A 26,781-nucleotide genomic window follows, 5' to 3' on the forward strand; every position below is an offset into this window, starting at 1 on the left:
GGAAGGACAATCGGCACCTTCGAAAGTGCAGTTTCAGAGGGAATTAAGCTACTTTGGGACCCGGCGATTGGAATGTATAACTGACAGGGCATTGGAGAAGAAGGCGTAGCGGAAAACTAACGTTAACAGCCATTGCTCGATTGGGGGGTAGAGGGAAAATGAGTGGCGATTCTGAAACCTACCGAGGAATCTGTTATTGCGGCGCATGTAGTGTTTCTACTGCCGGTGAGCCGATGGTCATGGCTTATTGTCATTGCCTCTCTTGCAGAAAATGGCATTCGGCGCCGGTCAATGCCTGGTGTCTCTGGTCGGCAGACAATGTCTCGTTGTCAGGGCCGACGGTTCAATCGGGCAAGAATGATGAAAGCCATCGTGTTTCCTGTGGTAAATGCGGGGGGGCGTTGGTAAATATCAAACCCGGAAAGGACATCGTCGCGGTCTACGCAATGTCGCTGGATGAATCTGGGTTGAGCTTCGAGCCGACTTTTCACATCTTCTACGGCGAGCGTGTTTTTGACATGGCCGATGGCCTGCCAAAGTGGAAGACGGTTCCGACATCGTTCGGAGGGGATGGTGTCGCTATGCCCGAACCAGACAAAACCGGTTGGATTTCCTTGAACACGCGAGCCCAAGGGTGAAGCGCAAACTTACCTCGATCTTGGCTGCCGACATTGTCGGCTTCTCGCGGCTTGTGGAAGCTTCCGAGGAAGCCACGCTGGCGCGTCAGAAAGAACTGCGCCTGTCCGTGTTCGACCCCGGCATCAAGCAGGCTGGGGGTAAGATCATCAAGTCGACAGGCGATGGATTTCTGGCTGAATTTTCAAGCGTTGTGGAAGCGGTGCGGTTCGCGATAGCGGCGCAAGAAGCGGTTCGCGCAGAGGAAGAGTCCGTGCCTCAAGATCGGCAGATCAGTTACCGCATGGGCCTTCACATAGGCGATGTGGTTGTTGATGACGGCGATATCTATGGTGACGGTGTGAATCTCGCAGCTCGCTTAGAGGGCGCAGCCCCGACGGGCGGGATTTGCATCTCCGCTGCCGTTCGTGACCAGATCGTTGGCGTAATGGACGTGCTATTTGCGGATGTTGGTGAATTGACATTAAAAAACATCTCGCGCCCGATCCGCGCCTTTGTTTGGTCCCCCGACCAAGATGGTGCGCAGAACGGTGTCAGCACACCACCCATCGTTGGGACATCCAGGAAACCGACCATAGCCCTCGCGGCATTCGAAGCCCTTGGCAGCAATGATGATGCCAAGATGCTGGCAGAGGCCTGCAATCACACGGTAGAGGCGGCGCTTGCCAATCTGACCGGATTGGATCTGATCGCTCTCGATGCGGGCCCGGATCATATTGCAACCGCAGTGTTTCAGGCGTCCGGCAACCAGGTCCGTACCACCCTAAAGCTACGCGAGACGAGCACGTCAGCAACCTATCTGACCCAGCGGATGAACGGTGATCTTTCCGACCCCTTCTTGGCGGAAGATCTGTTGTCAGGTGAAATCGCAACAACGATCCGATACGGAATTCTGCAACGAATTGCTGAGCACGCGGCTGAGACAGAGACAAACGATCCCGAGGCAATGCTGAACCTCGCAGGGCATTACATGATGGGATCGCAGCCCGAAGAATGGGACGCGGCGGGCCGTCTGCTGGACAGGATCCTGACGGTCCAGCCACGCAATTTTATGGCCGTTGGGATGAAGGCGAACACGTTGATCGGCGAATTGGTTTGGGGTTACCGTCCGATAAGCACGGAGGATATCGAAGCGGCCGACGCCGGGTTGAGCAAGGCGGTATCGTTGAATGACCAAAGCGACTACTTGCACCTGATCCGGGGGATTTTTCACTACGGTATTACCGGCGATTTGGAAGCGGCGGTGCGGTGTGTTGAACGCGGGTTCGAAATCAGTCCGCAGTTCGCCCAGGGGCATATGGTACTGGGCTGGATTCAGAACCTGATGGGCCAACCAGAGTTAGCGCTGAAGTCCATCAAAAAGGGCTCGTTTTCTCTTGCCAAGAACCGGATATATCACCGTGTCCCACAAGCGTTGGCCCAGACTTATCTGGTTATGGGCGACTTCGAGAATGCCATCGCCAACGCCAACCGAGCGCTACAAAATTCGCCGGGGCTGCCGGTCGCACAAATGTACCTTGCCAGCGCAGCCGGTCAGGCTGGTCTACCTGATGAAGGAGAAAGGGCGCGGGATGCCCTAATTGCGTCAGATCCGGACTTCCGAGTTAGCGGCGTGCGCAGGTTCAATTTTCAGGACCCAACACGTTGGGACGCAATCCTGGATGGACTTCGTTTGGTGGGGCTGCCCGAGTAAGCTCTCTCGGGAAATTCTGTGTTGTAGTGTGCTAACATCAATCCCCGAGGGGGACATTATGCACAACAAAGTATTGGCCGTTTTAGTTTTACTCGTGAGTTCAGGGCAGGCAATCGCCCTCGATTGTGGTGACAAAACAAACTCGTGCAAGATTGAAACCGGAGAATATCATATCGTTCTTCCGAACGATTGGCAGGGTGGACCTGCTGTGATGCACCTGCACGGTTATGGCGGTACAGGTGAGAAGATTGTAGGGAACTCGGCGTTCGTTGAAGAATTCACCAAGCGGGGATACGCATTTATCGCGCCAACCGCGCTCCCATGGTTGGATGGTAAACCCACCGACTGGTCTGTTCGAGACGGTTGGAACACCTACCCTCGCTCAGACGTAAGATTTCTCCGTGAGGTTTTGGCTGACGCTGCCTTTCGTGCAAACGTGAATGTGGACCGGGTGTTGCTGACAGGGTTTTCCAGAGGCGGATCAATGGCCTGGGAAGTTGCTTGTCATGCACCGGATTTGGCTCTTGGTTACGCGCCGGCGTCCGGTGGTTTCTGGCTCCCGGCGACCGAAGATTGTCTAAAGCCGGTACACTTGCTCCATACCCACGGGTTTGCCGACAAAGTTGTTCCGCTTGAAGGTCGCGCAATACACAGCGAGGAGTTTGACGTTACCATCACGCAAGCAGATATCTGGCAAGGCCTGTCGATGTGGCGGCAAGAAAACAAATGCCCACCCAATGCTGCACATCACGAAATGACCGAGGGTCTGTGGCGCAAACGCTGGAACTGTGAATACGGTAGTCTCGAAATCATTCTGCACGATGGAGGGCACGGTTACCCAAAAGGATGGAGCTCCATAGCGCTTGATTGGTTTGAAAGTCTGGAAAACTGACGCACCATCAATTCCAATAAAATTTGGTTTTGCCACGGTGAGACTTAGAAGAGCTTGTGGGTCGCTCGGCTGGCCAAAAGGCACGTCTTCTAGATTTTAGTTAGAAATGCAGAGCGGATAGCTGTTTTCATGGCATCCAATGGCCCGGTTTCCTGTGAACCGGATGCCGCCATCACTAGCTTCGAGGCGGGCGTTCTGCTGAAGCCAAGCGTCTCGCCCACTATCGACAGATTGGCATGAAGTGAAGAACGCCCCAGCAGACCAGCCGCGATCCCAGCTTCTACTGCCGCGATTACGCCAGAAACACTTTGGCTTGAATAGATGACGCGATATGGTTTCGAACGGCGCTCCAGAGAAGCGATTGCCGCATCGCGCCACCAGCAGGCGTGATCGAACAAGGCAACGGGCAGAACTTTTTCTACGCGGAAATCCCGATGCGCGGATGAGACCCAGCATGTTGGATCTTCGTACAACAGTTCCTCATGTTTCCCTAGGCGTTCCACCTCATAGATTGCGAGGTCCAGAGATCCTTTGTCGAGCGCTTCGGGAAACCTCGCACTGATAGCGCAGGTTACCTCCAGTTCGACTTGTGGATGGTGACGCGTAAACGCGGCGATAATCTGCGCCAGCTTAGCTCGGCCATGATCATCGGGAATGCCCACGCGCAGCTTTCCGGTCACGGCAGTTTGGGAAATGTCCCGCAATGCCACGTCGAGGCGGTTGGTCACGTCCTGAGCAACAGGCAATAGCCGATGACCCGCATCACTTAGGGTAACTCCGCGCCCGTGCCGCTCAAATACGGGTTGGCCGAGGATGGATTCGAGGCGTTTGATTTGAAGGCTCGTGGCGGATTGGGACCTATAGATGCGTGCGGCGCCATCCGTGACGCTGCCTGCTTCGGCAACAGCAACAAAGGTGCGCAACAAATCGCTATCCAGATTTTCCATTCGAAACACCAATATCAGTGATTGAAACTATTCGTTTCACACATGTCTTTTCATCTCCTATTTTTCAAGATCAAAGGAGTATCCTATGACCGATCAGACAATTGTCCGCCGGCAATCAGGTAAGGCCTACATGGTCTGGGGCGTGTGCCTATTGCTGCTGATCAGCATCAGTTTCGTCTGGCCGGAACACATTGCGGACGCCACCAGATTTGTTCTCTGGGGCCTCGTTGTCGTTGCCCCGATAGTTATCCCGGGCATCGTTCTGGCGGCCTGGATTATCGCCAGTGGAGCAGACACCCGCATTGCAGGCGTGTTCGAAGGCAAGACTCTTCGGACGGTTGTGGCCGCATCTTTGATCGGGGCCATTACGCCAGTTTGTGGTGTCACCGTACTGCCATTGATGGCAGGGTTGTTGGCTGCTGGCGTGCCGCTTGCCCCGATCATGGCGTTTTGGCTGTCATCCCCGATCACAGACCCTGCAATGCTCGCAACGACGGCTGCCACTTTGGGATTGAGCTTTGCAATTGGCAAAACGTTCGCAGCATTCGGATTGGGTGTGTTCGGAGGGGCGGTTACTAGCTTGTTTGCCAAAGCACCTTGGGCATTGAATGCGCTTCGCAACAATGGTCTGGCACGCCAATTGGGCGCTGCGCGATGTGGCAATGACCAAACCTTCGATCCATGGGTTTGGAGAACTCAAGCGCGTCGGCATTCATTCAGCAAACAATTCTGGGCGACGGCACGACTTATCTCAATCTGCCTGATCCCTGCCTTTGCGGCCGAATACGCGTTGAATGCTGCTCTGACCCCAGGAATGCTTGCGGCTTACGTAGGCGAGGATCAATGGTGGTCCATACCCGCTGCGGTATTTGTTGGCGCCCCAGCCTATATCGATGGCTACGCCGCACTCCCTCTAACGCGCGGACTGATTGACAACGGCATGTCTGAAGGTGCCGCCATGGCCTTTTTGGTTTCAGGTGGTGTGGTCAGTATCTGGGGCGCAATGGCCATCGCCCCGGTTCTCAAACTGAAGCCATTCTTGCTCTATCTTTTGCTTGCCATTTTGGGATCTCTCGCCGCGGGATACGCTTTTGAGTGGATCGCCTGACCGCGCACGAGAACTTGAGCAGTCATAGGCAAAGCACTATTCAAATCCGTAATTCGGCCATAGGACCGTTGCCGAGGAAAACGAAGGCTTTTGGCTCGTTCGGCTAAATCGAATAGAATGCACGTCACGGCCTTCCGCAGAATTTGGGCTTCAGAAACTGGATTCCAGTTCCGCAATTTACCACAAGCGCTGACGAGCATCGTCCTTCAGATAAGGGTTGAATTTTGCCGCCCAGAATGCGCCTATGATTGAGAGATAGCCCTTTAAAGCTGAAGAAGGAGCGCGACAGCTGCCATCAATTGAGAGCGTTTTTCGAACCGCGCAAATTTATGGGCAAATCGTGCAAGCTTATGCGCAAATACCGCGCAGAATTATGGGCGAACACAGCCGAATTTCCTGAATGTCTTCAATGAAGACAATGCAGCGTTATGAGAACACCTACATCTAGTGTCGGCTTTGATGAAGCCGTCTTTTACCGCACCGTTCTGATTTTTGTCCTGGAGGGAGCAGCCTGGAAGATCATCAATCGCCACGCTTCAGTGCCAACTCCAAATATTGAACTCGTGGGTGAAGAGCAGCTGGCCATCCAAAAACTGGTTGATGCTGCGCGCGAAGATGGACCCGAGCTGATCCAAACCGAAGGTTTGGCTTCAGTACTTTTCACTGATGTGGAGGGCAGCACAACGTTGGCGGAGGCGTTGGGCGATCAGCGTTGGTCGGTGCTGATCGAAAACCACTTCCAAGTCTTGGCGGCGATCATTGAAAAGTATCATGGCCAGTTCGTGAAATCCCTTGGAGACGGAACGTTGTCCGTCTTTCTGTCCGCGAAGGAAGCGCTAACGGCTGCTGTCAAGATTCAGAAGGCTATTGCATCGGCTTCCGAGGAGCCGTCTTTCGGTGTCCGGATTGGAATTCACACTGGTGATGTCGTGCAATCTCGTGGAGTTTTTTTTGGTACTGTGGTCAACAAAGCTTCACGCATAACCACGGTTGGTGCGGCGGGCGAGATACTCGTTTCAGATGCGACTCGCGCCATGGTCGGAGGACGAACTGATTTCTCGTTTTTTGAAATAGAACCCAGACTCCTGAAAGGTCTACGCGGTCACCACGTCTTGTATCGGTTGGATTGGCAAGATTAAGTGTTGGGGGCGCCGTAACTCCGGCAAATCGCCTAGTCTCCTAGGGGAGCAGCACCGCCAGTTGTTTTGAGGTTCGCAGCACACCTTACATCGCCAGTAATTCCCGATGAATTGCGACCATCGCCCAGGTGTCGCGCGTGCAATACGCCACAAGATCAGCATATACCTTAGGGCTGCAAGTGCAGTGGGAGAATTGAAATTGATGTGTCCTTGAAGTGAATTAGACTACGAGCCAACTGTTCAGATAGCTCATTAAGAGGACATCATGGCAGCTCCTTTAGTCCAAAACTGGGAACTGACCGCCGCCATCCAGGACATAGCAGATTGGCTGGTTCAACAGGGCTTAGAGAATGCGCCTGTGGAGCTCTGGCTCGAAGCATTCTGCAACCGTCTTGTTTCGGCAAGAATTCCGCTTCAAAGAGCAAACATCACTGTTCGCGCTCATCATCCCGAGATTGGGACTGTCGCTTTTCGCTGGCACAGGGATGGCGGTCGTGAGCGAGAGAACTTTGTCCGAAGAACGGATGCGCCTGAGGAATACGTTCTAAGCCCAATTTATTATCTTTTGGCAAACAACGTTGAAGAGATCAGACAAGATCTGACAGTCGAAGAACCCGCACTCAACTTTCCGATCTTCGACGAACTTCGCGCGCGCGGCGCAACTGACTACTTCGCGGTTAAACGGTTTTTCCTTATTCAGGACAATACTACGCCAGTCGATCCAATGCAGGCCTATGAAGGTGCTATAATCTCGTTGACAACCGACGCGAGTGGGGGCTTCACAAGCGAGCAAATTGATGGTTTGCGTCAACTGATATCTCCACTTTGCCTGACGCTGAAATGTGGGGCGAACCGATTGATGGCTGCAGATATTACAGCCGCATATCTGGGCAAAGACGCCAGTAGGCGCGTTCTTTCCGGGGACATCACCCGAGGTTCATCCGAAACCATTTCAGCCGTGATTTGGTACTTTGATCTACAAGGATTTACCAAATTATCAGAGGCGCTTCCGGGGGACTCAATCATAGAATTGCTGAACGACTACTTCGCGGAAGCTGTTGACGTAGTCGAACGCAATGACGGTAACGTTCTGAAATTCATGGGAGATGGAATGCTTGCCATCTTCGATATCAATCAAGTTCCGGACGCTCGCCGCGTCGCAATTCACGCGGCCGCGGAGTTGCGAAAAACCTTTGAGGAGCTCAACCAACGACGGCAAGCTGATGGTTTGCCAACGACCGGCTTCACTCTCTCGTTGCACGCAGGCGATGTTCTTTACGGTAATATTGGCGGTAGGTCTCGCTTGGATTTCACAGTGGTCGGCCCAGCGGTAAATACAACTTCGCGCATTTTAGGCATGTGCAGCGCGCTTGATCAGAACATTGTGGTTTCCGATAAGGTGGCGGGCGACTTGGTGGGCTCCATTCCAAGTCTTGTTTCCCTGGGGCAATACAGATTGCGCGGTGTTGCTGAAAGACAGGAGCTGTTCACGATAGACTAACTGCCGCTATTTGGAAGCTGCCGCAATGGGGTGTTGACCTGCGTCAAAGCAAAGGTAGCCGGATTGCTACTAGGTTGGTTTGCACATGGAACAGAACTGTTGGATCAAGCACCCGCGAAGAGCGGCATTCTTGGTCATAGTGATTGCATTGTCAGGGTGCACGGGCAGGCACCACCAAGGCAATTGGCATGGCCACGGCTTAGAAGGTTGCTATGGACCTCACCACGACGTTGATCGCGAGGTCCATTGCCGAACGCTCGAGTGAACTTGAGCCATACGCGATGCAACTCACAAAACGTTTGGCAACCAGTGTTATTTGGATTGAGATTCAGATCTTGTATCGAAACTGCCCGTTTGATGCTCAGTCCGGTAACATTGAAAAGTTTGGCCTTGGCACAATATCTTTGTACTCCCATGAGGAAGCGGAGAAGAGACCAATGAAACGACGCGAATTTCTATTAGCGGGTACAGCAGCAGTGTTGGCTACTCCTTCCGTCGGACAAGAAGCCCCACTCATCAAAGTCTACAAGACTCCAACCTGCGGCTGTTGTGCCGCGTGGGTAGATCACCTGATTTCCGCAGGATTTCGTACCGATACGCTAGACATAGGGCAGGAGCAGCTGTGGTCGCTTAAAGAACAAATGAAAATCTCAGATGAGCTTTCCAGTTGCCACACTGCAATTGTTGGGGACTATTTTGTCGAAGGTCATGTCCCGGCAGAAGATATCTATCGACTTTTGTCCGAACATCCTGAAGGCCTCGGCCTAACAGTTCCAGGCATGCCAATGGGTTCACCCGGCATGGATTTTTCAGACGAGCGAGAGCCCTATGAAACCTTGCTTGTTGGTCTGGATGGGACGACGAGTGTGTTTGCTCGACACAGCTGAGCGATTGGATGAAGGACAATCAGACTTTCTAGATCCGTGCCCAGCATTTGTTTGCTCTGATCTCAAAAGGATTCAGTTGCAACCGTTGTGTTTTTTCCACATGGCTGGGTCGTGGCCTTCAGGCACTGTGGAGCACGGGTCGTTCGCATACCCTCTTAGAATGCTGTACTGTTGGATTTGATCTGCGCTCAACAGTGGTGTTGTTTGCAGGTGCCGGGACAGAGGAACCATTCGCAATTTGGCCCTGACAGCTTCGGTCGCTTCAACAAGTTTGTATAGCTCGGCTAAGTCTAGCTGGTCACCGGCTAACGCTTCACTTAACGCCGCTTCGGCCTCAATAAACCGTTCGCCTGCGACGATTGCCTGTTCGCGCATTTCAGAATGGATCGTCTCAATTGTTTTCACCTGATCTTTCGAGAGTCCAAGTTCGTCTTTCAATTCGAGCAAGTGTGCTGGGCCTGGTTTGCCATTCAGCTCCGCTGGTAAAGCAAAACCCCAACCTCCGCCGCGCCGCAGCTCTTCTAAATCGGTGTCAGATAAGCTTTTGATGGTCCTGGATTGCAGTCCGGCGTATGGCGTGACTTCAGCGTCGTGAGTGTGACTTTGCGCGAGTGCTACTTGAGAGTATTGGATCGTACAGAGCGCCGTTACAATCAGAAACTTAGGCATAAACTTGATCATGAAGTCTCCTTTCTGGCTCACCAAAATGCCTTCTTCCATACAGTACTTCTGCCCGGTGCAGCGACATTCCTGCTCCTTTTTGACCGGTACGTCGTTCCGGATTCACGTGTATTCTAGGCCGTTGAGACAATAACCTCAGCTTCGATTTCAATTGGGAAGTTGATTGGTAGGCCTGCCACCCCGACCGCCGTACGTGAATGGCGGCCAATCTCTTCTCCAAAGACGTCAATGATCAAATCCGTGAAACCGTTGAGAACCGCAGGCGTATCGCTGAAGCCAGATTTGCAATTTATCATCCCATGAACTCGGCACCACCCCGTTATTCGGTTCAGACTGCCAAGTTCGCGCTTTAGACTGCCGAGAATAGAAAGCCCGACTTTGCGTGCTGAGGCGTAGCCCTCTTCCACAGACACATTTTCTCCGACTGCTCCAAATGGCGCGGCCGGAGTACCGTCTATTTCTTGTGGTCCATGACCAGATACGAACGCCCGGTCGCCCCGAACGTTAATCCACGGAAATGGCAACACCATACCAACAGGCAATTTTAGCGGCGCAGGTAAAATGATGTTGTGGTCTACCAATCGCTGTTCAGCGTCGATCATGGTACTCTCCCTCGCAGCACTTGCATGGATCTTACCATAAACCATGCCCAAAGTCGGTCTCGACCACCAAACTTTGCAAGGTCCGCTTCGTCCACATTTGAGTCATCTGGCGAAACCGCGGCGAACAGCTGTTGTTGGTTAGGGCAAACCCTGGCCGCGTTTTCGGGCATGAATGACCGCTCATCGTGGTTACGGGTCATCCGGCAAAAGGTCTCAGATGGCCGAGACGGTCCCGAAGCGGCAATCTTTACTAAGAAAGCGAGGTCCTAAGCAGGAAGCTCTCCGCCAGACTGAAGCCATTGCGCGTCGGCTTCCGGAAGCAACTCTGCAAGACGTTTGTGAAACGCAAGAAGGTCTTCGTCTGAAAGCTTGCCCTCCCACTTGCGACTGCTTGCGCTATCGAAGAAGGCTGACGGGTCTTTAAAGGTTGTGGACCGTTGTGTTTCTTCCTTAGCACTCGCGCGTGCATTGGCTTGCATGTTCTCGAACTGCATACTTTCCGCAATTGCGGCCAGCATTTCATCGCCAATTTTCAAACCAAGTACGGAAGCGAGCTTTCTAGTATGACAGAGCAAATCGCGCCGCATATCGGCGTAATGGAAAATGTGTATGTTGGGATGTTGGATGTTTGACTTGAAGGACTTGAAGTGATGAACGATGGCCTCAAGGGTGATCCCATCGGCCATCTCCTCTCGAACGGTCTCACCAAGAAAAAGGGCGAATGAAGCTGTCGGCTCATCCGGGAACCTGTCTTGGATCAGGTCTTCCTTCAGGTTTGCCACATGTCGGCGCATCGAAAAATGTGCGTCGATTGGGTGTCTGAACACCGCGATGTAGGTGCAATCTGGATCGAAAGGAATGCCGTCAAAAGGCGTATGGGTCTTGATGCATCTTCTGTGGCTTTGAGCTTCGAACATTCGAGCTATGGGGAGTTGATCTCGAAACGCAGGGTCGAGCCAAACCGACAGGTCATCCATGACCTTGTCCATACCTGGCTTTTCAAACAAGAGCGACAGCACAAGGGCTTGCGTCCATGTTGTTCCGCACTTTGGCGGTGTTGCAACAATCACATCTCCTTGGCGCAGCGCGAACATGTCCCAAATCCGATTGTCGGTGAGACGTGTTCTGTACTCGAATGCCTTCCTTGAAGACGCCCGTGTCGTCATTCTGATTTCCGCCAATGGACCCTTAATGAAACGATAGCAAGCATGCGGCGCTGAACCTAGAATTTTGATGGCACCCGAGTAGGAAGGCCTTTCAAAGTGCCAAGCCAAAACCTTGCATTCGCGGCTAGAAGCTCGTTTTGCCCTCAAGGCAGTCATACGCGGCACCTTGCTCCAGTGTCTGTGCTGCGGTGCAAAGTCGAAATTACAAAGTTCGGTTTTCGAGGTCCGCTTCTGCCTAATTTACCCAAAAGCAAAAAGCTTGCGTGTCGTTATTCGGTCACGGATGTTCATTGAATAATGATCGCGATTTATGCGCGAAACCCCTAATATCCCTTTGACACTCCTTCACAATGGATACGCGGGAGGATTTTGTTTGGAGCGGTACTTGGCTGCCATTCTCGTGGCTGATGTTGTTGGCTATAGCGCGCTTGTCAGTGCTAACGAGGAAGCCGCACTGCACACATATAGGGGCCACTTTAGGGCACTGGAGCCGCATGTCGGCCTGAATGGCGGACGCCTATTCAAAAGAACAGGTGACGGTTTTCTTGCAGAGTTTTCCTCGGTTGTAGATGCGCTGGCATGTGCGGAAACGATGCAACGTCAGATGGCTGAGCGGAACGGGGCGCGCGGGCAAAGTCCAGAAATGCAATTCCGTATGGGAATTCACGCGGGCGATGTTTTTGATGACGACGGTGATGTTCTTGGTGACGGCGTCAACATCGCGGCCCGGCTGGAAGGTCTTGCTCCTCCCGGAGGGATCATCGTTTCAGGTCGGGTTTACGAAGACCTTGTGGGTAAGGTGGATGTATCGTTCACCGAATTGGGGCCGCAATATCTGAAGAACATCACACGCCCTGTAACTGCTTACTTGGTACAAACAGCATTTGCTACTGAATCCCCGTTAACTCAATCCCGTCCTGACAGGCCCTCAGTGGCGGTGTTGGCTTTTGACAATCTGTCGCCTGACGCTGAACAGGATTACTTTGCGGAAGGTATTACCGAAGACATCATCACCAGCTTATCCAGAGTGCCCTGGATATTCGTGGTCGCCCGAAACTCTTCTTTTTCTTACAAAGGGCTTTCGGTTGATGTGCGTCGTATCGGCAGAGAGCTTGGTGTCCGCTATATATTGGAAGGGTCCGTTCGCGGCGCTGGTGACCGGTTGCGTGTCACGGGCCAGCTAATTGATGCGGAAACCGGGTCTCATGTTTGGGCGGATCGATACGATGGCAAGCTCGATGATGTTTTTGAGCTTCAGGACCAGATTACCGAGGCTGTCGTTGCTTCGATTGCGCCAGGTATCCGACAAGCTGAAATAGACCGTGCTGCTCACAAGCGCCCTGACACCCTTGGAGCCTATGATCACTTCCTACGTGCGCAGTCCTTGATCTACAGGTTCAATTTCACTGAAGCAGACGACCATTTGTCAAAAGCTCTTTCACTCTCAAGTGAGTACCCATTGGCAAGCGCTCTTCGAGGCTGGATCCGCACTTTGCTATGGAACCCGGATACGCGTCCAAACGAGGCCCGATTTGATTACGCAATTCAGCTGGCACATGAGGCTCTGGCGGCATCACATCTTGACCTAGAGGCGCAAGCATATGCCGGTTACGTACTCGCGTTTCTGTCGGAGGATACAGAGTACGGTTTGTCACTTGTGGATCAAGTCGTCGAGAGAAGCCCAAATTGCGTTTCAGCCTGGGGATCCAGTTGCGTACTGCATGGCCTGATGGGCCAAGCACAAACGGCACAGGCACACGCCAGGGAGGCGCTCCGACTTAACCCGAATGACCCACTAAACTACCGTGTCCACATGGGTATCAGCCTGTCGCAAATCGCGGAAGGGAACTGGCGCGATCTAAGAGAAACCGCCCAAAAAATGCGTGCATTTCATAATACTGTGACTGTTTTTCGCCTGAACGAACTTGTGGCGGAAATGGCTCTCGGCAATGAGAGCCGAGCTAGAGAACTCGCACGTATTCACATGTCGCGGGAACCCGATTTTAGCGTTTCAATGTTCCGGCATATGCGCGCTCGTATATCTATCGCAAAACCAGAAATCTATGACGCCTACTATAAAATGCTAGCAGCCGCATGCATTCCTGATTGACGACACCAGTTGTAGACCAGCGGCCAGTCATAGCAAGCATGCAACATGTGGAAACGTATTTTTTGCCGCTGGAAGAATGCACAATGTTGTCTGCGAACAGTCGTAGAAGTGAATAGCGGCGAACGGCAATCGAACCTTCGCGGCGCTCGGCTTGAACGATTGCTCTGCGTACATAGCTACCATTACCTTCAAGGAAAGTTTCGAGATGGAGGTGCTCTCGCATGTTAGAAATGTTGAACGCTGCGACATGGCTTCAATGGAAATCGAACCGATCAGTAGATCGTGAGCCGGGGACACTGGAAGTCTGGGGAAAACGACCGACCGATCTGGTCTCCGAGCGTTCAGTCTTTGTGCAGCCGCACTGCCGTCGGATGGGCGCCCGCATTGGGCTCGATGTTGTCATTTTTCAAACGCTAGGAGTGTTCTCTTTGCGGATAAAGCAGAAATCGCTCGATCACTAAAAAACCTCAGGCGGCTTAGCCAAAGGTCCCCAAGTTTCAGGGTCTGGTAGACCGACACTTGACCATGCTTCTTGCAAAACTTTAGAGTCCGAAGACCTTGTGCGAGGTAAGTCATCCAAAATATCAAACCATGGCATTTTGCTTTCTATTCCAGAGTGGACCGAAGGAGAAAAGTTTTCTGGTTGGTCGAGGCTCGATGTATGCAGGACCAGATAGGCCGTTTCTCTTGGCTTAACGAGCTTATAAGTTAGGCTTGCGCCGCATTTGGCACAAAAGCCACGATTTGCTATTGGCGTAGTTGCGAAGTATCGAGGTTCCTCGGTGAGAAATCGAACAGCAGAAGCGGGAAAGGCCGCCCATGCATTAACTGCTGAACCAGAAAATTTTCTGCAACAACTACAATGGCAATACCCTGTGCTTATGGCGGGTGCGTTTATTTCATACCGGACCAACCCACAGATGCAGCCACCTGTCACTAAGGTTTTGGCCAATTCATCTTCATCAAAATCCAGAAAACCCCCTTCTTCGCCGGGTTCTGAAACGGTCATGTAGACATGTATTGGAGTATCAGTGCTCTTGAGTCTTTTGTGACCGCAATCCGCCAGCGGAAGATCTATCTTGCCCGCTATTTGCGCCATTACTTCTCCTGAAACCGCGATTCCACCTGGTTCCGCTATTGCCTCAAGCCGTGCGGCAGTATTTACGCCGTCTCCGAGAATATCGTCGCCGTGTACAACGACATCACCGAGCGAAACTCCGACGCGTAAAATGAGTGGGTCGTCACTGTTCGATTGGCGTGCTTCGCGCGCGCACGCTCGTTGAATGTTGATTGCACAATTGACCGCCTCAAAGACACTCGAGAACTCAGCCAAAAACCCATCGCCAGTAGACTTAAAAACACGACCCCGGTTTGCTTCCACCTGCATGCCGATGATTTCACGTTCTAGTCGAACCAACTTAGCTAATGTTCCGCTTTCATCGCGTGATACCAATCCTGCGAAACCGACTATATCGGTGGCCAGAATGGCCGCTAATTTGCGTTCCATCTCCGTTGCTCCGAGCTAAAAATCTCCAATTGGTGCCTGCTTACTTTAGCATAAAATCGGTCGGAGCGAGCCACGGTGGCTGAGGTGTTAATTTCCAACTTTGAAAGACCGTTCGGGGCTGCGAGCGGTCAATCATGCTCATCGCAGAAAATGGCAGCGCTGAGCCCAAAGCCGAAAGAATCCTATTCTTGCCGAGCTCGTGCCTCGGCCGCCCGTCGAACTGCGAGTACCGCTGTGGCGTAATCTCCCAAAGAAATCCCTCTGAAAGCGAATGCAGCCGGTTTCTCGCTTAAAGTGGTATCGACTGCTCCCGAGACAATTTCCGTCAAATCTCCAGTTACTCGCTGATATGGCAGCATTGGTTTGTCGCTTTCAGATTCCTGTTTTCGGTCGTCAACAATAACGGTTTTGAAAGCGGTCATACCCTTTGGAAGCCACGGAATGCAGGCATCTGTAATGGCGGCGAAGGCAGTCGGCTTTAGCCATCGGGCATCCAGAAAAGGTTCGATGGAATAGTCCAAAGTTATTGATGTCACTACCAGATCGGCATCCCGCAAGGCGTCCTTGGCACTGGTGGCTGTTTGGGCCTCGAGGCCCATATCCCGAGCCCGGCGACAAAGCTTGTCGACATTCGCTTTGCCACGTCCGAACACACGAATGCTTTTCAATGGGAAAACCTCGGAAAACGCAACTAAATGGGAGTGAGCTTGCACGCCGGCCCCAACAAAAGCCACTGTCTCAGCATTTGGATCAGCAAGTCGACGCGCGGCGACGACTGACAGCGCCGCTGTTCTAACAGCCGTTACCCAATTTGCCCCTAAGACTGCCCGGAGAACCCCGGTTTGCCCGTCCATTACCATGATAGCGCCGTTAATTGCAGGGAGCCCCTTTGCCGGATTGTTCGGACACACCGTTACCTGTTTGGTCACGATGAACCCATCATCTCCTACTGCCAAGGTCGACATTGCGTACCGTCCATCCCCGGGCAAAATGGCTGTCTTGGGGGACGTATGAAGCTGCTTACTTGCCTTGGCTATCAGCGCAGATTCAATCGCGTCAGCAACTTCCGAAGGTTGGATACCTAAACCTTCCAAGTCTTTGTCAGAAAGATAAGTAATTTTGCTTTCAGAAGTCATGTTGGCGCCGCTCCATTTTACAACCCGGCTTCCCGATTAGGCTATCAAATTGCGTGTTAACATAAGCTTTGGGTGTCTAGATTGGGACTTCACTCGAGTACATTATTCGTTGCACTGGGATTTCTGTTTTCATGCTTACGGTCTCAAGTTGTCTCAAGCCAGTTGAGTTTGAAAATTGTATGCTCTCCTTCGAGACCTTTAAGCGGAACAGTCATTTGCTCGGCAAACTGAAACTCCTGTGATCCGCCCACCATGATCCGTGTGGCATCCGAGACGCGGATGTCACTTGGTGCTGCCAGGGCGGCTATACGTGCTGCTTTGTTGACAACAGTCCCGAAGTGATCAGCATCAGAAGTTATCACTTCGCCGGTATGCAAGCCGATGCGAACCCGCAACTTTGGCTCGTTTGTTTCCGCCGCGTTCGCCTGTTGAATATTTTGAGCTGCCAGCAATGCTGCCCTTGCAGAAGCAAAAGACGACATCACCCCGTCTCCCAGTGATTTCACCGTACGTCCACCACTCCCGACGATCTGCGTTTCGACAAGTCGCAGATGTCTTCCAAGGGCGTCGCTCCAAAGCGTATCGCCTATAGCCTCAGCGATTTTTGTGCTGTCCGCGATATCGGTGAACATGATGGTCGCTATACCACTTTGGCCGAGTTCGTGGGGTGTAGAGAGGGCGGCATCAAGCAGTTCCTCAAAGCCTCTGGCCTCATACCCAAATCCCTCTACGTTGTTGACCGGTAGGGAATTGTGAACGTGCACAATCTTCCAGGACCCTTTGTCGAGTTTCAGAATGACCGTAGAACGCAGGTGCGCGATCTGTCCTGTTTCAATACCCTCAATGCTTGCTTCCCATTCGACCCAACCGAGTGATCCGCATTCAAATCCTCTCAGGTCTTTTGGGTGCCACTTGAACCGTGGAACCTCACCGATGTATTGCTCCATACCGCGACGCAGCGCATCGCCTTTCCAAGCCTCGCCGTGTGCTGAGCCAAAGTATGACAGGGCAGCGTCGTCAGAAAATAGATGTGCCACCGTCTCCCCATCGCCCCGACCGTAGGCGTTGATCCATCGTGCCACTATAGCGGCGAGTTCCGAAGAGGGGCTGATCGTATCTCTCATGCCAAAACCGTCGCGTCGATAGCCAGAAAACTGCCTCGAAAAACATGACCTTCGCACGTCCAGTTTCTATAGAAGCGTATCATGGCAGAACCTTTCTCGAAATCTCGATTTCTGAGGTCCTGTCAGTGTAGGCCAAGCCGGGGCGGCCATAAAGACAACCCGTTTCAATACCAAACTGATAACAAAAGCGCTTCACGTCTACTTCTTCCAACCCACCGCGAAAGAGCCTGCAACACCCAAACCAGTGTTCATACAAACAATTGCTTGGAACTGAGGTGCCCGGATCGGTTTTGATCCAAAACAAGGCTTTGAGTCTTTTGAGACACTAAACTCTGCGCCAGAAACCCTGTTTCAGGTGAAACGCTATGACCAAAAACCTATCGGTTTTTCTTATTTTGGCTGGTTTAGTAATTGCTGGTGCGTTGCTGTATGTCGTTGTTGCCGAGGATGGCAATGAATTACCGGTCGGATTTGTGAAAGGGAACGGGCGGGTTGAAGCGGAACAAGTCGAAATAGCACCAACTAATGCAGGTCGGGTTGCGACGGTAACGGCAACAGAGGGCAGTATGGTTGCAGCCGGTCAAATCCTGGCTGAAATGGACATAGACGAGCTATCTGCGGCCCTGGACCGGGCTAAAGCCGAAGTAGCCTTGGCAAATCAGACAAGGGCCGAAGCAGAAGCGCTCGTTGTGCAACGCGAAAGCGAACAGCGCAGGGCCGAGCAAGAGCTTGATCGTGCCACGGCGTTGCTGGCAGGTCAAAATATCTCTAAAACTATTTTTGAAGATCGCGATACCACTCATAAGGTTGCTACAGCAGTATTGGGCGCCGCCAAAGCCCGAGTTGCAACCGCAGAAAGCCGTATTGCTGCCGCTGAGGCGGAAGTACGCAGGATCGAAGCACAGATTGAAGACAGCGCTTTAGTGGCACCTTTGCCCGGCCGCGTGCTTTACCGGCTTGCAGAACCCGGAGAGGTCGTTGGCGCAGGCGAACCAATCCTGACTATTCTTGGCCTTGAGAATGTTTACATGGAAGTTTTTCTTCCGGCGCGTGAAGCCGGACTTTTGCCCATTGGAGCTGAGGCTCGCATCGTGCTCGACGCATTGCCGGAATATGCGATACCTGCATACGTGAGCTTTGTTTCTCCCGAGGCACAATTCACCCCCAAACAGGTCGAGACCCTGGATGAGCGAGAGCAACTGGTTTTTCGCGTTCGCGTCCGTATCCCAATAGACTTGGTTGAAAGTCGGCTTGAGCACGTCAAAACCGGTCTGCGCGGTATCGCGGTGATCCGGCTGAACCCAGCCGCTGCTTGGCCTGAGGCGCTTGAACAACGCATCCCAGAAGAGCTGTTCGAATGAGAGTAGAGGATGACGCTTGCGATATTCACATTTCAGGTGTTACGCACCGTTATCGCAAGCATGTCGCATTGGATTCTGTTTCGTTAGAACTGCCAGGCGGCCAGCTTGTTGGCTTTATCGGGCCGGATGGGGTGGGAAAGTCTACACTGCTTGGTTTGATCACCGGCGCAAAGAAACTGCAATCCGGCAATATCGACGTTTTAGGCGGCCCGATTGGCGATTCTGGTCATCGACACAGCATTTGCCCAGCCATCGCGTTCATGCCGCAAGGGCTGGGTCGAAACCTGTATCCGGAGCTGTCTGTACGCGAGAACCTTGAGTTCTTCTCAGGTCTCTTTGCTCAAGGGCATTCAGAGCGGGATGACCGTATCGCAGCGCTATTGGCTGCGACAGGGCTTGCGCAGTTTGAAGGCCGTCTGATGGGCAAGCTCTCGGGTGGGATGAAGCAAAAACTAGGTCTTTGCTGTGCGTTAATCCATGACCCCAAACTTTTGGTTTTGGACGAGCCAACGACCGGGGTCGACCCGTTGTCGCGTCGGCAGTTCTGGGCTTTGATTGATGCAATCCGAGCAAAAAGCCCCGAACTGTCGGTATTGGTTTCAACGGCGTACATGGAAGAAGCCGACGGTTTTGACCGGATTGTCGCGATGGACGCGGGTCAAGTCATCTTTCATGGGAAGCCCGCCGAATTGAAAGGGAGTGATGACGACCTCGAAATTGCATATCGGCGTCTGAGAGCACGGGAGTTGCCTGTCGAACCGGCGGGGAAAAACAAAACGAATGGGAAGATCGAAGCAAGCCCAGTGATAGTTGCGCGTGGACTGACACGACGCTTTGGTGATTTCACGGCCGTAGACAACGTCGACTTCACAATCAATCGCGGAGAGATATTCGGGTTTCTAGGATCAAACGGTTGCGGCAAGTCCACGACAATGAAGATGTTGACTGGCTTGTTACCATCCAGCTCAGGTGAAGCACTGCTGTTTGGCAACCCTGTCGATGCATATGACCGAAAAATGAGGCGTGAAATAGGCTACATGAGTCAGGCCTTTTCCTTGTATGGCGAGTTGTCGGTCCACCAGAACCTACAATTGCATGCGCGGATATTTGCAATTGCCGACCGAGAACAACGTGTTTCGGAACTCACTGAGCGCTTTGGGCTCGAAGAGCACCGGCATACGTTGGCGACGGCACTGCCTCTAGGGATCAAACAGCGACTGTCGCTAGCCGTAGCAGTGATCCACCGTCCGCGGGTGCTAATACTCGACGAACCAACATCCGGTGTGGATCCAGAGGCGCGCGATTCCTTCTGGGACTTGTTGATTGAGCTGTCGCGAAATGAGTCGGTAACGATCTTTGTGTCCACTCATTTCATGGGTGAGGCGGAACGCTGTGATCGCGTTTCGTTTATGCATGCTGGTAGAGTTCTAGCGGAAGGTACTCCGGCTGAACTGATCGCCGTTGAAGGGGCGGAAAACCTTGAAGACGCCTTCATTTCGATATTGGAAGCAGCAGAAAAACCAGTCTCTGTTGTCGCGCCAGAGGTCGGTTTCAGGGCCAGATCCCACGCCGGGGGAGGAGCGTTTTCTCGTGTATTGGCTTATGCGCGGCGCGAGACCGTTGAAGTAGCTCGTGACCCGGTGCGTCTGGCTTTCGCGTTTCTGGGTTCTGCTATTCTAATGTTGGTTTTTTGCTTTGGAATTACGCTGGATATCGATGAGCTTGAATTCGCGGTACTTGACCTTTCTCAGGGGCCGGAGAGTCGTGCTTATGCGGCTGAATTCGCCGGATCGTCCTACTTTAAAGCCACATCGCCGCTGCAAAGCGCCAGCGAAGGGCGCGACCGTTTAGTGTCAGGTGAGGTCTCTCTGGTTGTTGAGTTACCACCTGACTTTGACCGAAAGATGAGTACGGGTGAACCAACCCAGATACTTGCAACTGTAGACGGTGCTATCCCATTTAAGGGTGAGACGGTTGAAGGTTATGTTTCCGGATTGCACCAATCATTTTTCGCGGAATATGCCCTTAACAATGGCAAAAGCCAGATAGATATCGCCAGGATCGAACCTCGGTTTCGCTACAATCAGAGCTTTGAAAGTATCGCCGCGATGGCTCCGGCAATGCCTGCTATCTTACTGATTATGTTGCCAGCTGTTTTGACTGCCGTAAGCGTAGCAAGGGAACGAGAACTGGGGTCAGTTGTCAATTTCTACGTGACACCAACCACGCGGCTTGAATTTCTAGTCGGCAAACAAATTCCGTGCATTTTGATCGCCTACGCAAATTTTCTGCTTTTGGCCGGAATGACCGTTTTTCTTTTCGGGGTGCCGCTAAAAGGAAATCCTTTCCCTTTGGCTGTTGGTGCCCTTCTTTACGTTTGGGCAACGACATCCTACGGGCTGTTGATCGCTACAATGACATCCAGTCAGGTGGCCGCGACATTTGCAACTGCCATCGCCTCAGTTGTCCCAACAATCCAGTTCTCAGGCCTGTTGCAACCTGTTTCAACGCTTGAAGGAGGCGCACAAGTGGTGGGCTCACTTTGGCCTTCCTCATATTTCCTACACCTAAACGTCGGTGCCTTCACTAAAGGTTTGGGTTGGGAGGCCCTTGCGCCAGACATTCTGGCTCTCGCCTGCTTCGGACCAGTTCTGACACTGATCGCAGCCCTATGTCTTCGAGCGCAGGAGAAGTGAATGCAACGCTTCTACTGCATATTCTGGCTAGGCTTGAAGGAAGTGATGAGCCTGCGCCGTGATTGGGTGATGATGGCATTGTTGGTTTGGTCTTTCACGCTGGCCCCGATCATGGAAGCAACGGGAGTGGCAAGTTCTGTAAACAATGCCTCGATAGCGTTTGCGGATGAAGACGACTCGCCACTTTCTCGAGCACTTGCCACAGCGTTTTTCCCACCAGAGTTCCAACCGGTCGTCCAAATCGAACCCGGAAAAGGAGCTGCCTACATGGACGCTGGGCGCTTTATTTTCGTTGTGGCTGTGCCCCCCGGATTCGAGAAGGACCTGCGCGCAGGGCGCAGTCCGGAGATTCAAGTTCTTATTGACGCAACCGCTATGGAACAGGCCGGTATTGGTGCAAACTACATCACCAGTATCTTGAGCGCTGAAATACATCGCTATGCAATTGGTATCGATCTAGTAGATGCTCCCTCAATCAGTGTCATTCTAAGAAGCGCCTTCAACCCAAATAGAGATACTGTACGTTTTGCTGGTATCGTTGCTCTGATTGGCCAGATCATGTGGCTCACAACTATTTTGACCGGAGCGGCAATGATTAGAGAACGAGAGCACGGGACTATTGAACATCTCCTTGCCATGCCTCTTGCTCCATTTGACATTGCCTTTGCCAAAATTTGGGCGAATGCAGCAGTGGTTTTGGTCGCGGCTGGTCTTTCACTAACCTTTGTGATGCAGGGTTCTCTGGGTATTAGTATCGCTGGATCCAAGATGTTGTTTTTGGTTGGCACGGCGTTGTTTCTTTTTACTGCGACGGCGCTTGGGGTGTTTCTGGCAACCATTGCACGCTCAATGGCGCAGTTCGCGCTTCTGGTCATGTTGATTGTGCTGCCAATGCTAATGCTTTCAGGTGGAGAGACCCCAATTGAAGGGCAACCGGCGTGGTTGCAGGCGGGTACTTTGGTTCTGCCGTCACGCCATTACATGTCAGCAAGTCAGGCTATTGTTTTCAAAGGCGCTGGTATTGAGACTGTCTGGCCGGAATTCGTTTGGATGACGTTGTTAGGAGTCGCTTTGTTACTAATGAGCCTACGGCTTTTTCGGCGTTCTCTTGCGCAGATCAGCTAGCTCTTTAATCCGTTGGCAGTAACAGATTGGAGCGATAGCTGATCTGCCTCTGAAGTCAGTTTGGAAATCTGCTGGGCAGAAGTCAGGGCATCAGCGTCTGTCTGAGCGTTAGCTTCAATATCTCTAGTCCTGTTCGCATTATTCGCGCTGACGGCTGGATTGCGATGCAATAGAGGTTTTCAAGGGCTTTAGTCGCAAACTCAAAGGTTTGTATTGAAAGTGTCGATACCTTCTGCATCAAATGGGCAAGTCCAAGGCGTTCAAGCGACAAAAACCTCTGCCCGTTTTCGCACCCAAAAAACTGTGCACCCCAACGGGCACAAACGTTTCGATTGCAACTTAGAGCGACGTAATCGCACTGATTACTACTTCTCGGCTCTGAACAGCGCCAGTTTGTAGATATTCCATTGCTTTGAGAGCAGCTTCATGGGCTTGGACAGATGACCCGCCAACGCAGTCCTCTACAACGCGGCAGAAGTAGTCTGATTGGTGGCCATCGACAAATGTGCAGTGCACACAAACATCCGTCAAACCGCCGCACAATAAAAGTGTGTCTACTTTTAAACCGCGCAGCAGGATTTCGAAATCGGTGCCAAAAAATGCAGAATACCGTCGCTTCGGTACGATGTAGTCACCTTCGCGATATCCCATCTCATCTTTTGCAACTTCCGTTCTTGGATCACCTTCGAGACAGTGTATGTCTTCGTCACCATCCAGTTCACGGCCGAAGTCTATCCTATCGGGACGATGGACTTCTTGGATGAAAATGACTGGAACATTGTAATCATGTGCGGCATCAACCAAATCACGCGCAGCGATCATGCGTTCTTTGTAGCCCGGCATGTTGTCGATGGAGCGTACTTCGCTGTCATCAATAAACGTGCTCTTTTGAATGTCGATTACGATTAGGGCAGGTCTACCCTCGATCAGTTTCCTGGCTTGTTTGGTTTTAGTTGTCATGTTCGACCTCTAATTTGCCAGGTCGTCCTGAAAAAACGCCCTTGCTTGGCCGGGTCGTCCCAGCGGGCAGATCAAACTTGACTAAATGTGCAAGTGATTACGGTCAAGGGTGCGCGGCGTCGTTGTGTAATGAAAAGCATGTGTTCGCGCCTAGGGCAACATTGTCCGCAATGCTGCCGCGAGGGGTATGTGCAGAGAAAGTCTGCGCCGAGCGCAGATTGAACAATGGTGCGAGCAAAACCGACGGCGGCTATACAACTTGACCTATCGTTCATAGTGTAAATGCATGAGCCGAATTCGAAACGCCCAACCCTCTGATGCAATTCGATGCTTTGAGATCGAGACTGATGCCTATGAAGGCGACGAAGCGGCTACCCTCGAAAAGATAGCAAAGAGAATCGAGGTCTATTCCGATGGTTTCCTTGTTTTTGAGGTCGAAGGCGAGATCGTCGGCTTTGTGAATTGCGGATGTGCATACAACGTCGAAATGTCTGACGAGGAATTCAAAGAACTTGCTGGGCATGACCCCGACGCGCCAAATGTCGTTATTATGTCTGTCGTCGTGGATCCGGAGCATCAAGGAAAAGGCCTATCGCGGGCATTGATGACTGAATTCGTCGGCCGCATGAGGAAAATGGGTAAATCCGCGATCTACCTTATGTGCAAAGAGCATCACGTCCCGCTTTATCAGAGATTTGGGTACAACTATCTTCGTCCATCAACCTCTGATCATGGAGGAATGACCTGGCACGAAATGTCTATGCAACTTTGAACCGTTGTTTGGTTGAGCCACGGTGAGTGTACATGCAAGGCCGACCGAGCCACGCTACATTGAACGGGATCTGCCGCGACCTCGCAATTGAGTTGTGTTGTTCGGTTTTGGGTTGAATTATACCATTCAGAATGCACGTTTGATTGAGTTTTGATGCGTTAAAGTTGATCGAATTGCGCTACGACAATCGAAGTTTGAGCGCGTATAGTGAACCGTGCAAACTTATGGGCAAATGCTGCGCAAAATTATGGGCGAAGGCCCCCAGATTTTCTGAATAAAATCAGTGTTAGGTATGCAGCGTTATGCGCGCACCTACAATCAGTTAGTTGCGGATTTCATAAAACCTTCCCGACTCGGCAAGCAAAACTGACTGAATATGAATGAAGACGACACGGCAAACTAATATGTTTATAATCTTGCAATACTGAAAGTTCGTTTCGGATTGCGGTGTCTAAGTGAAGCCTATGGGTTTGTCATCAGCGTCTCTTTGAGTTGGCTGATTCCAGAATTCAGCAGATACCATATACAAGAAACCGAGCCGCTTGAGGCGGTCTGATGGATTTTGGCCTTATCTGCCGCGCAGAGTTGGTCCTTCGTATTTGCAGGTTGTCAGGTAACGTCAGGTTGGGAGCGCGATATGGAATTACCAGCACTGACGTACGAAATGATAGCCGTATTGAGTCTATTGTCTTTTACGGTCTTACTTTTTGTTACCGAGATTATACGGATCGATGTCGCAGCAATTCTTGTAATGGTGCTGCTTGGCGCACTGAGCTATCTACCGGGGCTAGGTAATCTTGCCGATGTCTCCAGGCTCTTTGAAGGTTTTTCCTCGAACGCTGTGATGTCCATCATCGCAGTTATGGTAATTGGGGCTGGGCTTGATAAGACCGGACTTATGTCAAAGGTTGCGGCCTTGATCCTCAAGAATGGTGGCACGACTGAGGCCCGGATTATCCCAATCATTTCAACAACGGTTGGCGTCATCAGCTCCTTCATGCAGAACGTCGGAGCTGCTGCGCTTTTTCTGCCTGTTGTCAGCCGCATCTCAGCACGTACAGAAATCCCGATGAGTAGATTGCTGATGCCTATGGGGTTTTGCGCGATACTGGGTGGTACGATTACATTGGTCGGGTCATCGCCCCTGATCCTGTTGAATGACCTGATTGTTTCAGCAAACTCATCCCTTCCGGCTGACCAACAAATGGAGACATTTGGGTTGTTTTCAGTCACGCCTATCGGTGTGATGCTCGTGCTGACAGGGGTGCTTTACTTTGTGCTCTTTGGTCGTTGGGTCCTTCCGGCGCAGCGGGAGCGTGGAGAAGACGCAAGCTCGGCTCGGTCCATGCAGGCCTATGTCGAAAACACATACGGACTTAGGGCCGATATGTTCGAGATACGTGTTCCTGAAGGCTCGATCATCATAGGGCAAACGCTTGCAGATCTAATGGTCGCCCATAACATGTACATTCTTGGCACATCCTATCGCGGCCACAAGGTCATCGCGCCGATGGCTGATACCAAGATCGAAGCCCCGGCGCGGCTCGCAGTGCTTGGCCTGCGTCGGGTGGTTGAGCATCAATTCGCTGAGCCCTACGGCTTGGAGATCCTGCCCCAACTAGATGTCTTTGCGGATGATTTCGCTGCGACGCAATCGGGAGTGGCCGAGGTTGTTATTCCTCCCGGTTCTTCAATGATCGGCCAGACTCCGATTGATTTGCGTCTTCGTCAAACGCATGGTTTGTCTTTGTTGGCCATTCAGCGTGGCGAAGAAACACTAAGCCACGTTGAGACCGAGGATCATTCAGCCACGCATATCGGGCAAGTCCCTTTGCAGGCCGGTGATACGTGTGTGGTTCATGTGCAGTGGAACCGTCTGACACGACTGAAGTCGGACAGGGATTTTGTCGTCGTAACTTCAGATTTTCCCCAGGAAGAGTTACGGCCACACAAGGTCGGATGGGCGCTCGCCTTCTTCCTAATAGCGTTGAGCTTAATTCTATTCTCTGATCTGCGCTTGTCATTGTGCCTGTTGATCGGCGCTATTGGGATGGTGTTGAGCCGTGTGCTCTCGATTGACGAAGCCTACGAGTCGATAAGTTGGAGTACTGTTTTTCTACTCGCTTCACTGATCCCGCTAGGTCAGGCGGTTCAGAACACCGGCACTGCGGATTGGATTGCAGCGCATGTGTTGGCCCTTCTGAAGGGGTGGCCGATCTGGTCTTTGCAAGCAGGGATCGCCGTTTTGGCAACGGCGTTCACGCTGGTCATGTCCAATGTAGGCGCAACTGTCCTGCTGGTGCCACTAGCAGTTTCTATTGCCGTATCCGCGGGTGGCAATCCGGCTGTGTTTGCTCTCACGGTGGCAATATCAACGTCCAACTCATTTTTGATCCCAACACACCAAGTGAACGCGTTGATCATGGGCCCGGCAGGCTACCGGGTGGCCGATTTCGTTCGCTCAGGTGGAATCATGACTCTACTTTTCTTGGTTGTCTCAATGAGCGGACTTGCGCTCTTCTTCTGATGCGCTTCTTGGCGATCCGCATTGATGAACTCTGCTTCAGCTCAGGAGAACTGGCAAGATGAGGTCTTTGAGACCAATCCTTTTGTTGGAGCAGAAGATCCGAGATCTATACAAATAGACCTTCGCTGCGAGCAACAGAAGAAGGGCGGCGAACAAATGCAAACCTGACGTCGACATACGCTGGTACTGGACCGTCTTTGTTTTATCGATC

At 52.1% G+C, this 26,781-nt stretch carries 22 protein-coding genes; 14 read left to right on the forward strand and 8 right to left on the reverse strand.

Annotation, left to right across the window (positions count from 1 at the left end; genetic code table 11):
- Positions 1–158: 158 nt before the first annotated feature.
- Genes ACR0IU_RS08565 through ACR0IU_RS08575 form a run of 3 tightly spaced genes read left to right on the forward strand, consistent with a single transcriptional unit; the run spans position 159 to position 3,221 of the window.
- Positions 159–638 carry a GFA family protein gene (locus ACR0IU_RS08565; RefSeq protein ID WP_480715947.1) on the forward strand — a complete coding sequence of 160 codons (480 nt, stop codon included), beginning with the start codon at positions 159–161 and terminating at the stop codon, positions 636–638.
- Positions 635–2,329 (forward strand): adenylate/guanylate cyclase domain-containing protein, encoded by a 1,695-nt coding sequence (locus ACR0IU_RS08570; protein WP_480715948.1) that lies wholly within the window; start codon positions 635–637, stop codon positions 2,327–2,329. The genes ACR0IU_RS08565 and ACR0IU_RS08570 overlap by 4 nt, the downstream gene beginning before the upstream one ends.
- A 58-nt stretch (positions 2,330–2,387) precedes the next feature.
- Complete coding sequence (locus ACR0IU_RS08575) at positions 2,388–3,221, forward strand: CE1 family esterase (protein WP_480715949.1); 834 nt, start codon at positions 2,388–2,390, stop codon at positions 3,219–3,221.
- A gap of 89 nt (positions 3,222–3,310) precedes the next feature.
- On the opposite strand, the gene ACR0IU_RS08580 is transcribed toward ACR0IU_RS08575, so the two are convergent.
- Positions 3,311–4,168, reverse strand: a complete 858-nt coding sequence (locus ACR0IU_RS08580; protein WP_480715950.1) for a LysR substrate-binding domain-containing protein — start codon at positions 4,166–4,168, stop codon at positions 3,311–3,313.
- Positions 4,169–4,253: 85 nt separating this feature from the next.
- Here ACR0IU_RS08580 and ACR0IU_RS08585 point away from each other — a divergent pair, with 85 nt between their 5' ends.
- The 4 genes from ACR0IU_RS08585 to ACR0IU_RS08600 all read left to right on the forward strand — a co-directional run bounded on the left by ACR0IU_RS08585 (position 4,254) and on the right by ACR0IU_RS08600 (position 8,803).
- Positions 4,254–5,276 carry a permease gene (locus ACR0IU_RS08585; protein ID WP_480715951.1) on the forward strand — a complete coding sequence of 341 codons (1,023 nt, stop codon included), beginning with the start codon at positions 4,254–4,256 and terminating at the stop codon, positions 5,274–5,276.
- Between the two features lie 428 nt (positions 5,277–5,704).
- Positions 5,705–6,415 (forward strand): adenylate/guanylate cyclase domain-containing protein, encoded by a 711-nt coding sequence (locus ACR0IU_RS08590; protein WP_480715952.1) that lies wholly within the window; start codon positions 5,705–5,707, stop codon positions 6,413–6,415.
- 265 nt (positions 6,416–6,680) lie between these two features.
- Positions 6,681–7,916, forward strand: a complete 1,236-nt coding sequence (locus ACR0IU_RS08595) for an adenylate/guanylate cyclase domain-containing protein (RefSeq protein WP_480715953.1) — start codon at positions 6,681–6,683, stop codon at positions 7,914–7,916.
- A 212-nt stretch (positions 7,917–8,128) separates the two neighbouring features.
- A complete protein-coding gene (locus ACR0IU_RS08600) occupies positions 8,129–8,803 on the forward strand; it encodes a DUF411 domain-containing protein (RefSeq protein WP_480715954.1) in 675 nt (224 codons plus the stop codon).
- Between the two features lie 72 nt (positions 8,804–8,875).
- Here the strand turns inward: ACR0IU_RS08600 and ACR0IU_RS08605 are convergent, their stop codons facing one another.
- The 3 genes from ACR0IU_RS08605 to ACR0IU_RS08615 form a co-directional block, all read right to left on the reverse strand.
- Positions 8,876–9,523, reverse strand: coding sequence for a Spy/CpxP family protein refolding chaperone (locus ACR0IU_RS08605; RefSeq protein ID WP_480715955.1), 648 nt, complete (start codon positions 9,521–9,523; stop codon positions 8,876–8,878).
- A gap of 74 nt (positions 9,524–9,597) precedes the next feature.
- A complete protein-coding gene (locus ACR0IU_RS08610; protein WP_170816229.1) occupies positions 9,598–10,086 on the reverse strand; it encodes a RidA family protein in 489 nt (162 codons plus the stop codon).
- Positions 10,087–10,352: 266 nt separating this feature from the next.
- Positions 10,353–11,408, reverse strand: a complete 1,056-nt coding sequence (locus ACR0IU_RS08615; RefSeq protein ID WP_480715956.1) for a sulfotransferase domain-containing protein — start codon at positions 11,406–11,408, stop codon at positions 10,353–10,355.
- A 229-nt stretch (positions 11,409–11,637) separates the two neighbouring features.
- On the opposite strand from ACR0IU_RS08615, the gene ACR0IU_RS08620 reads away from it, so the two are divergent.
- The gene (locus ACR0IU_RS08620; protein ID WP_480715957.1) at positions 11,638–13,362 is read left to right on the forward strand and encodes an adenylate/guanylate cyclase domain-containing protein; all 1,725 of its coding nucleotides are present in this window, start codon (positions 11,638–11,640) and stop codon (positions 13,360–13,362) included.
- Positions 13,363–13,583: 221 nt separating this feature from the next.
- The gene (locus ACR0IU_RS08625) at positions 13,584–13,823 is read left to right on the forward strand and encodes a hypothetical protein (protein ID WP_480715958.1); all 240 of its coding nucleotides are present in this window, start codon (positions 13,584–13,586) and stop codon (positions 13,821–13,823) included.
- Here ACR0IU_RS08625 and ACR0IU_RS08630 read toward each other — a convergent pair.
- The 3 genes from ACR0IU_RS08630 to ACR0IU_RS08640 all read right to left on the reverse strand — a co-directional run bounded on the left by ACR0IU_RS08630 (position 13,820) and on the right by ACR0IU_RS08640 (position 17,129).
- Positions 13,820–14,869 (reverse strand): GFA family protein, encoded by a 1,050-nt coding sequence (locus ACR0IU_RS08630; RefSeq protein WP_480715959.1) that lies wholly within the window; start codon positions 14,867–14,869, stop codon positions 13,820–13,822. The two genes, ACR0IU_RS08625 and ACR0IU_RS08630, sit on opposite strands and share 4 nt — an antisense overlap.
- Before the next feature lie 182 nt (positions 14,870–15,051).
- On the reverse strand, positions 15,052–16,005 hold the full coding sequence (locus tag ACR0IU_RS08635; protein WP_170804870.1) for an ornithine cyclodeaminase family protein: 954 nt from the start codon (positions 16,003–16,005) through the stop codon (positions 15,052–15,054).
- A 143-nt stretch (positions 16,006–16,148) separates the two neighbouring features.
- On the reverse strand, positions 16,149–17,129 hold the full coding sequence (locus ACR0IU_RS08640) for a nuclear transport factor 2 family protein (protein ID WP_170473712.1): 981 nt from the start codon (positions 17,127–17,129) through the stop codon (positions 16,149–16,151).
- Between the two features lie 365 nt (positions 17,130–17,494).
- On the opposite strand from ACR0IU_RS08640, the gene ACR0IU_RS08645 reads away from it, so the two are divergent.
- Genes ACR0IU_RS08645 through ACR0IU_RS08655 form a run of 3 tightly spaced genes read left to right on the forward strand, consistent with a single transcriptional unit; the run spans position 17,495 to position 22,311 of the window.
- Positions 17,495–18,490, forward strand: a complete 996-nt coding sequence (locus ACR0IU_RS08645; RefSeq protein WP_480715960.1) for an HlyD family secretion protein — start codon at positions 17,495–17,497, stop codon at positions 18,488–18,490.
- Positions 18,487–21,186 (forward strand): ribosome-associated ATPase/putative transporter RbbA, encoded by a 2,700-nt coding sequence (gene rbbA, locus ACR0IU_RS08650; protein ID WP_480715961.1) that lies wholly within the window; start codon positions 18,487–18,489, stop codon positions 21,184–21,186. The genes ACR0IU_RS08645 and rbbA overlap by 4 nt, the downstream gene beginning before the upstream one ends.
- Complete coding sequence (locus ACR0IU_RS08655) at positions 21,187–22,311, forward strand: ABC transporter permease (RefSeq protein WP_480715962.1); 1,125 nt, start codon at positions 21,187–21,189, stop codon at positions 22,309–22,311.
- Positions 22,312–22,650: 339 nt separating this feature from the next.
- On the opposite strand, the gene ACR0IU_RS08660 is transcribed toward ACR0IU_RS08655, so the two are convergent.
- On the reverse strand, positions 22,651–23,271 hold the full coding sequence (locus ACR0IU_RS08660) for a cysteine hydrolase family protein (protein WP_480456284.1): 621 nt from the start codon (positions 23,269–23,271) through the stop codon (positions 22,651–22,653).
- A gap of 286 nt (positions 23,272–23,557) precedes the next feature.
- On the opposite strand from ACR0IU_RS08660, the gene ACR0IU_RS08665 reads away from it, so the two are divergent.
- The gene (locus ACR0IU_RS08665) at positions 23,558–24,043 is read left to right on the forward strand and encodes a GNAT family N-acetyltransferase (protein WP_170547397.1); all 486 of its coding nucleotides are present in this window, start codon (positions 23,558–23,560) and stop codon (positions 24,041–24,043) included.
- A 637-nt stretch (positions 24,044–24,680) separates the two neighbouring features.
- Positions 24,681–26,570, forward strand: coding sequence for an SLC13 family permease (locus ACR0IU_RS08670; RefSeq protein ID WP_480715963.1), 1,890 nt, complete (start codon positions 24,681–24,683; stop codon positions 26,568–26,570).
- Positions 26,571–26,781: the final 211 nt, after the last annotated feature.

It is taken from the genome of Ruegeria sp. CL5, from assembly GCF_056536485.1.

Bases quoted from the DNA above. Each gene is read 5' to 3' on its own strand.
- ACR0IU_RS08575 (WP_480715949.1), top strand. From the start codon at position 2,388: ATGCACAACAAAGTATTGGCCGTTTTAGTTTTACTCGTGAGTTCAGGG.
- ACR0IU_RS08645 (WP_480715960.1), top strand. From the start codon at position 17,495: ATGACCAAAAACCTATCGGTTTTTCTTATTTTGGCTGGTTTAGTAATT.
- ACR0IU_RS08615 (WP_480715956.1), bottom strand. From the start codon at position 11,408: ATGACTGCCTTGAGGGCAAAACGAGCTTCTAGCCGCGAATGCAAGGTT.
- ACR0IU_RS08585 (WP_480715951.1), top strand. From the start codon at position 4,254: ATGACCGATCAGACAATTGTCCGCCGGCAATCAGGTAAGGCCTACATG.
- ACR0IU_RS08640 (WP_170473712.1), bottom strand. From the start codon at position 17,129: ATGAGAGATACGATCAGCCCCTCTTCGGAACTCGCCGCTATAGTGGCA.
- ACR0IU_RS08605 (WP_480715955.1), bottom strand. From the start codon at position 9,523: ATGGAAGAAGGCATTTTGGTGAGCCAGAAAGGAGACTTCATGATCAAG.
- ACR0IU_RS08595 (WP_480715953.1), top strand. From the start codon at position 6,681: ATGGCAGCTCCTTTAGTCCAAAACTGGGAACTGACCGCCGCCATCCAG.
- ACR0IU_RS08655 (WP_480715962.1), top strand. From the start codon at position 21,187: ATGCAACGCTTCTACTGCATATTCTGGCTAGGCTTGAAGGAAGTGATG.
- ACR0IU_RS08600 (WP_480715954.1), top strand. From the start codon at position 8,129: ATGGACCTCACCACGACGTTGATCGCGAGGTCCATTGCCGAACGCTCG.
- ACR0IU_RS08565 (WP_480715947.1), top strand. From the start codon at position 159: ATGAGTGGCGATTCTGAAACCTACCGAGGAATCTGTTATTGCGGCGCA.
- ACR0IU_RS08635 (WP_170804870.1), bottom strand. From the start codon at position 16,005: ATGACTTCTGAAAGCAAAATTACTTATCTTTCTGACAAAGACTTGGAA.
- ACR0IU_RS08660 (WP_480456284.1), bottom strand. From the start codon at position 23,271: ATGACAACTAAAACCAAACAAGCCAGGAAACTGATCGAGGGTAGACCT.
- ACR0IU_RS08590 (WP_480715952.1), top strand. From the start codon at position 5,705: ATGAGAACACCTACATCTAGTGTCGGCTTTGATGAAGCCGTCTTTTAC.
- ACR0IU_RS08610 (WP_170816229.1), bottom strand. From the start codon at position 10,086: ATGATCGACGCTGAACAGCGATTGGTAGACCACAACATCATTTTACCT.
- rbbA (WP_480715961.1), top strand. From the start codon at position 18,487: ATGAGAGTAGAGGATGACGCTTGCGATATTCACATTTCAGGTGTTACG.
- ACR0IU_RS08665 (WP_170547397.1), top strand. From the start codon at position 23,558: ATGAGCCGAATTCGAAACGCCCAACCCTCTGATGCAATTCGATGCTTT.
- ACR0IU_RS08580 (WP_480715950.1), bottom strand. From the start codon at position 4,168: ATGGAAAATCTGGATAGCGATTTGTTGCGCACCTTTGTTGCTGTTGCC.
- ACR0IU_RS08625 (WP_480715958.1), top strand. From the start codon at position 13,584: ATGTTAGAAATGTTGAACGCTGCGACATGGCTTCAATGGAAATCGAAC.
- ACR0IU_RS08630 (WP_480715959.1), bottom strand. From the start codon at position 14,869: ATGGAACGCAAATTAGCGGCCATTCTGGCCACCGATATAGTCGGTTTC.
- ACR0IU_RS08670 (WP_480715963.1), top strand. From the start codon at position 24,681: ATGGAATTACCAGCACTGACGTACGAAATGATAGCCGTATTGAGTCTA.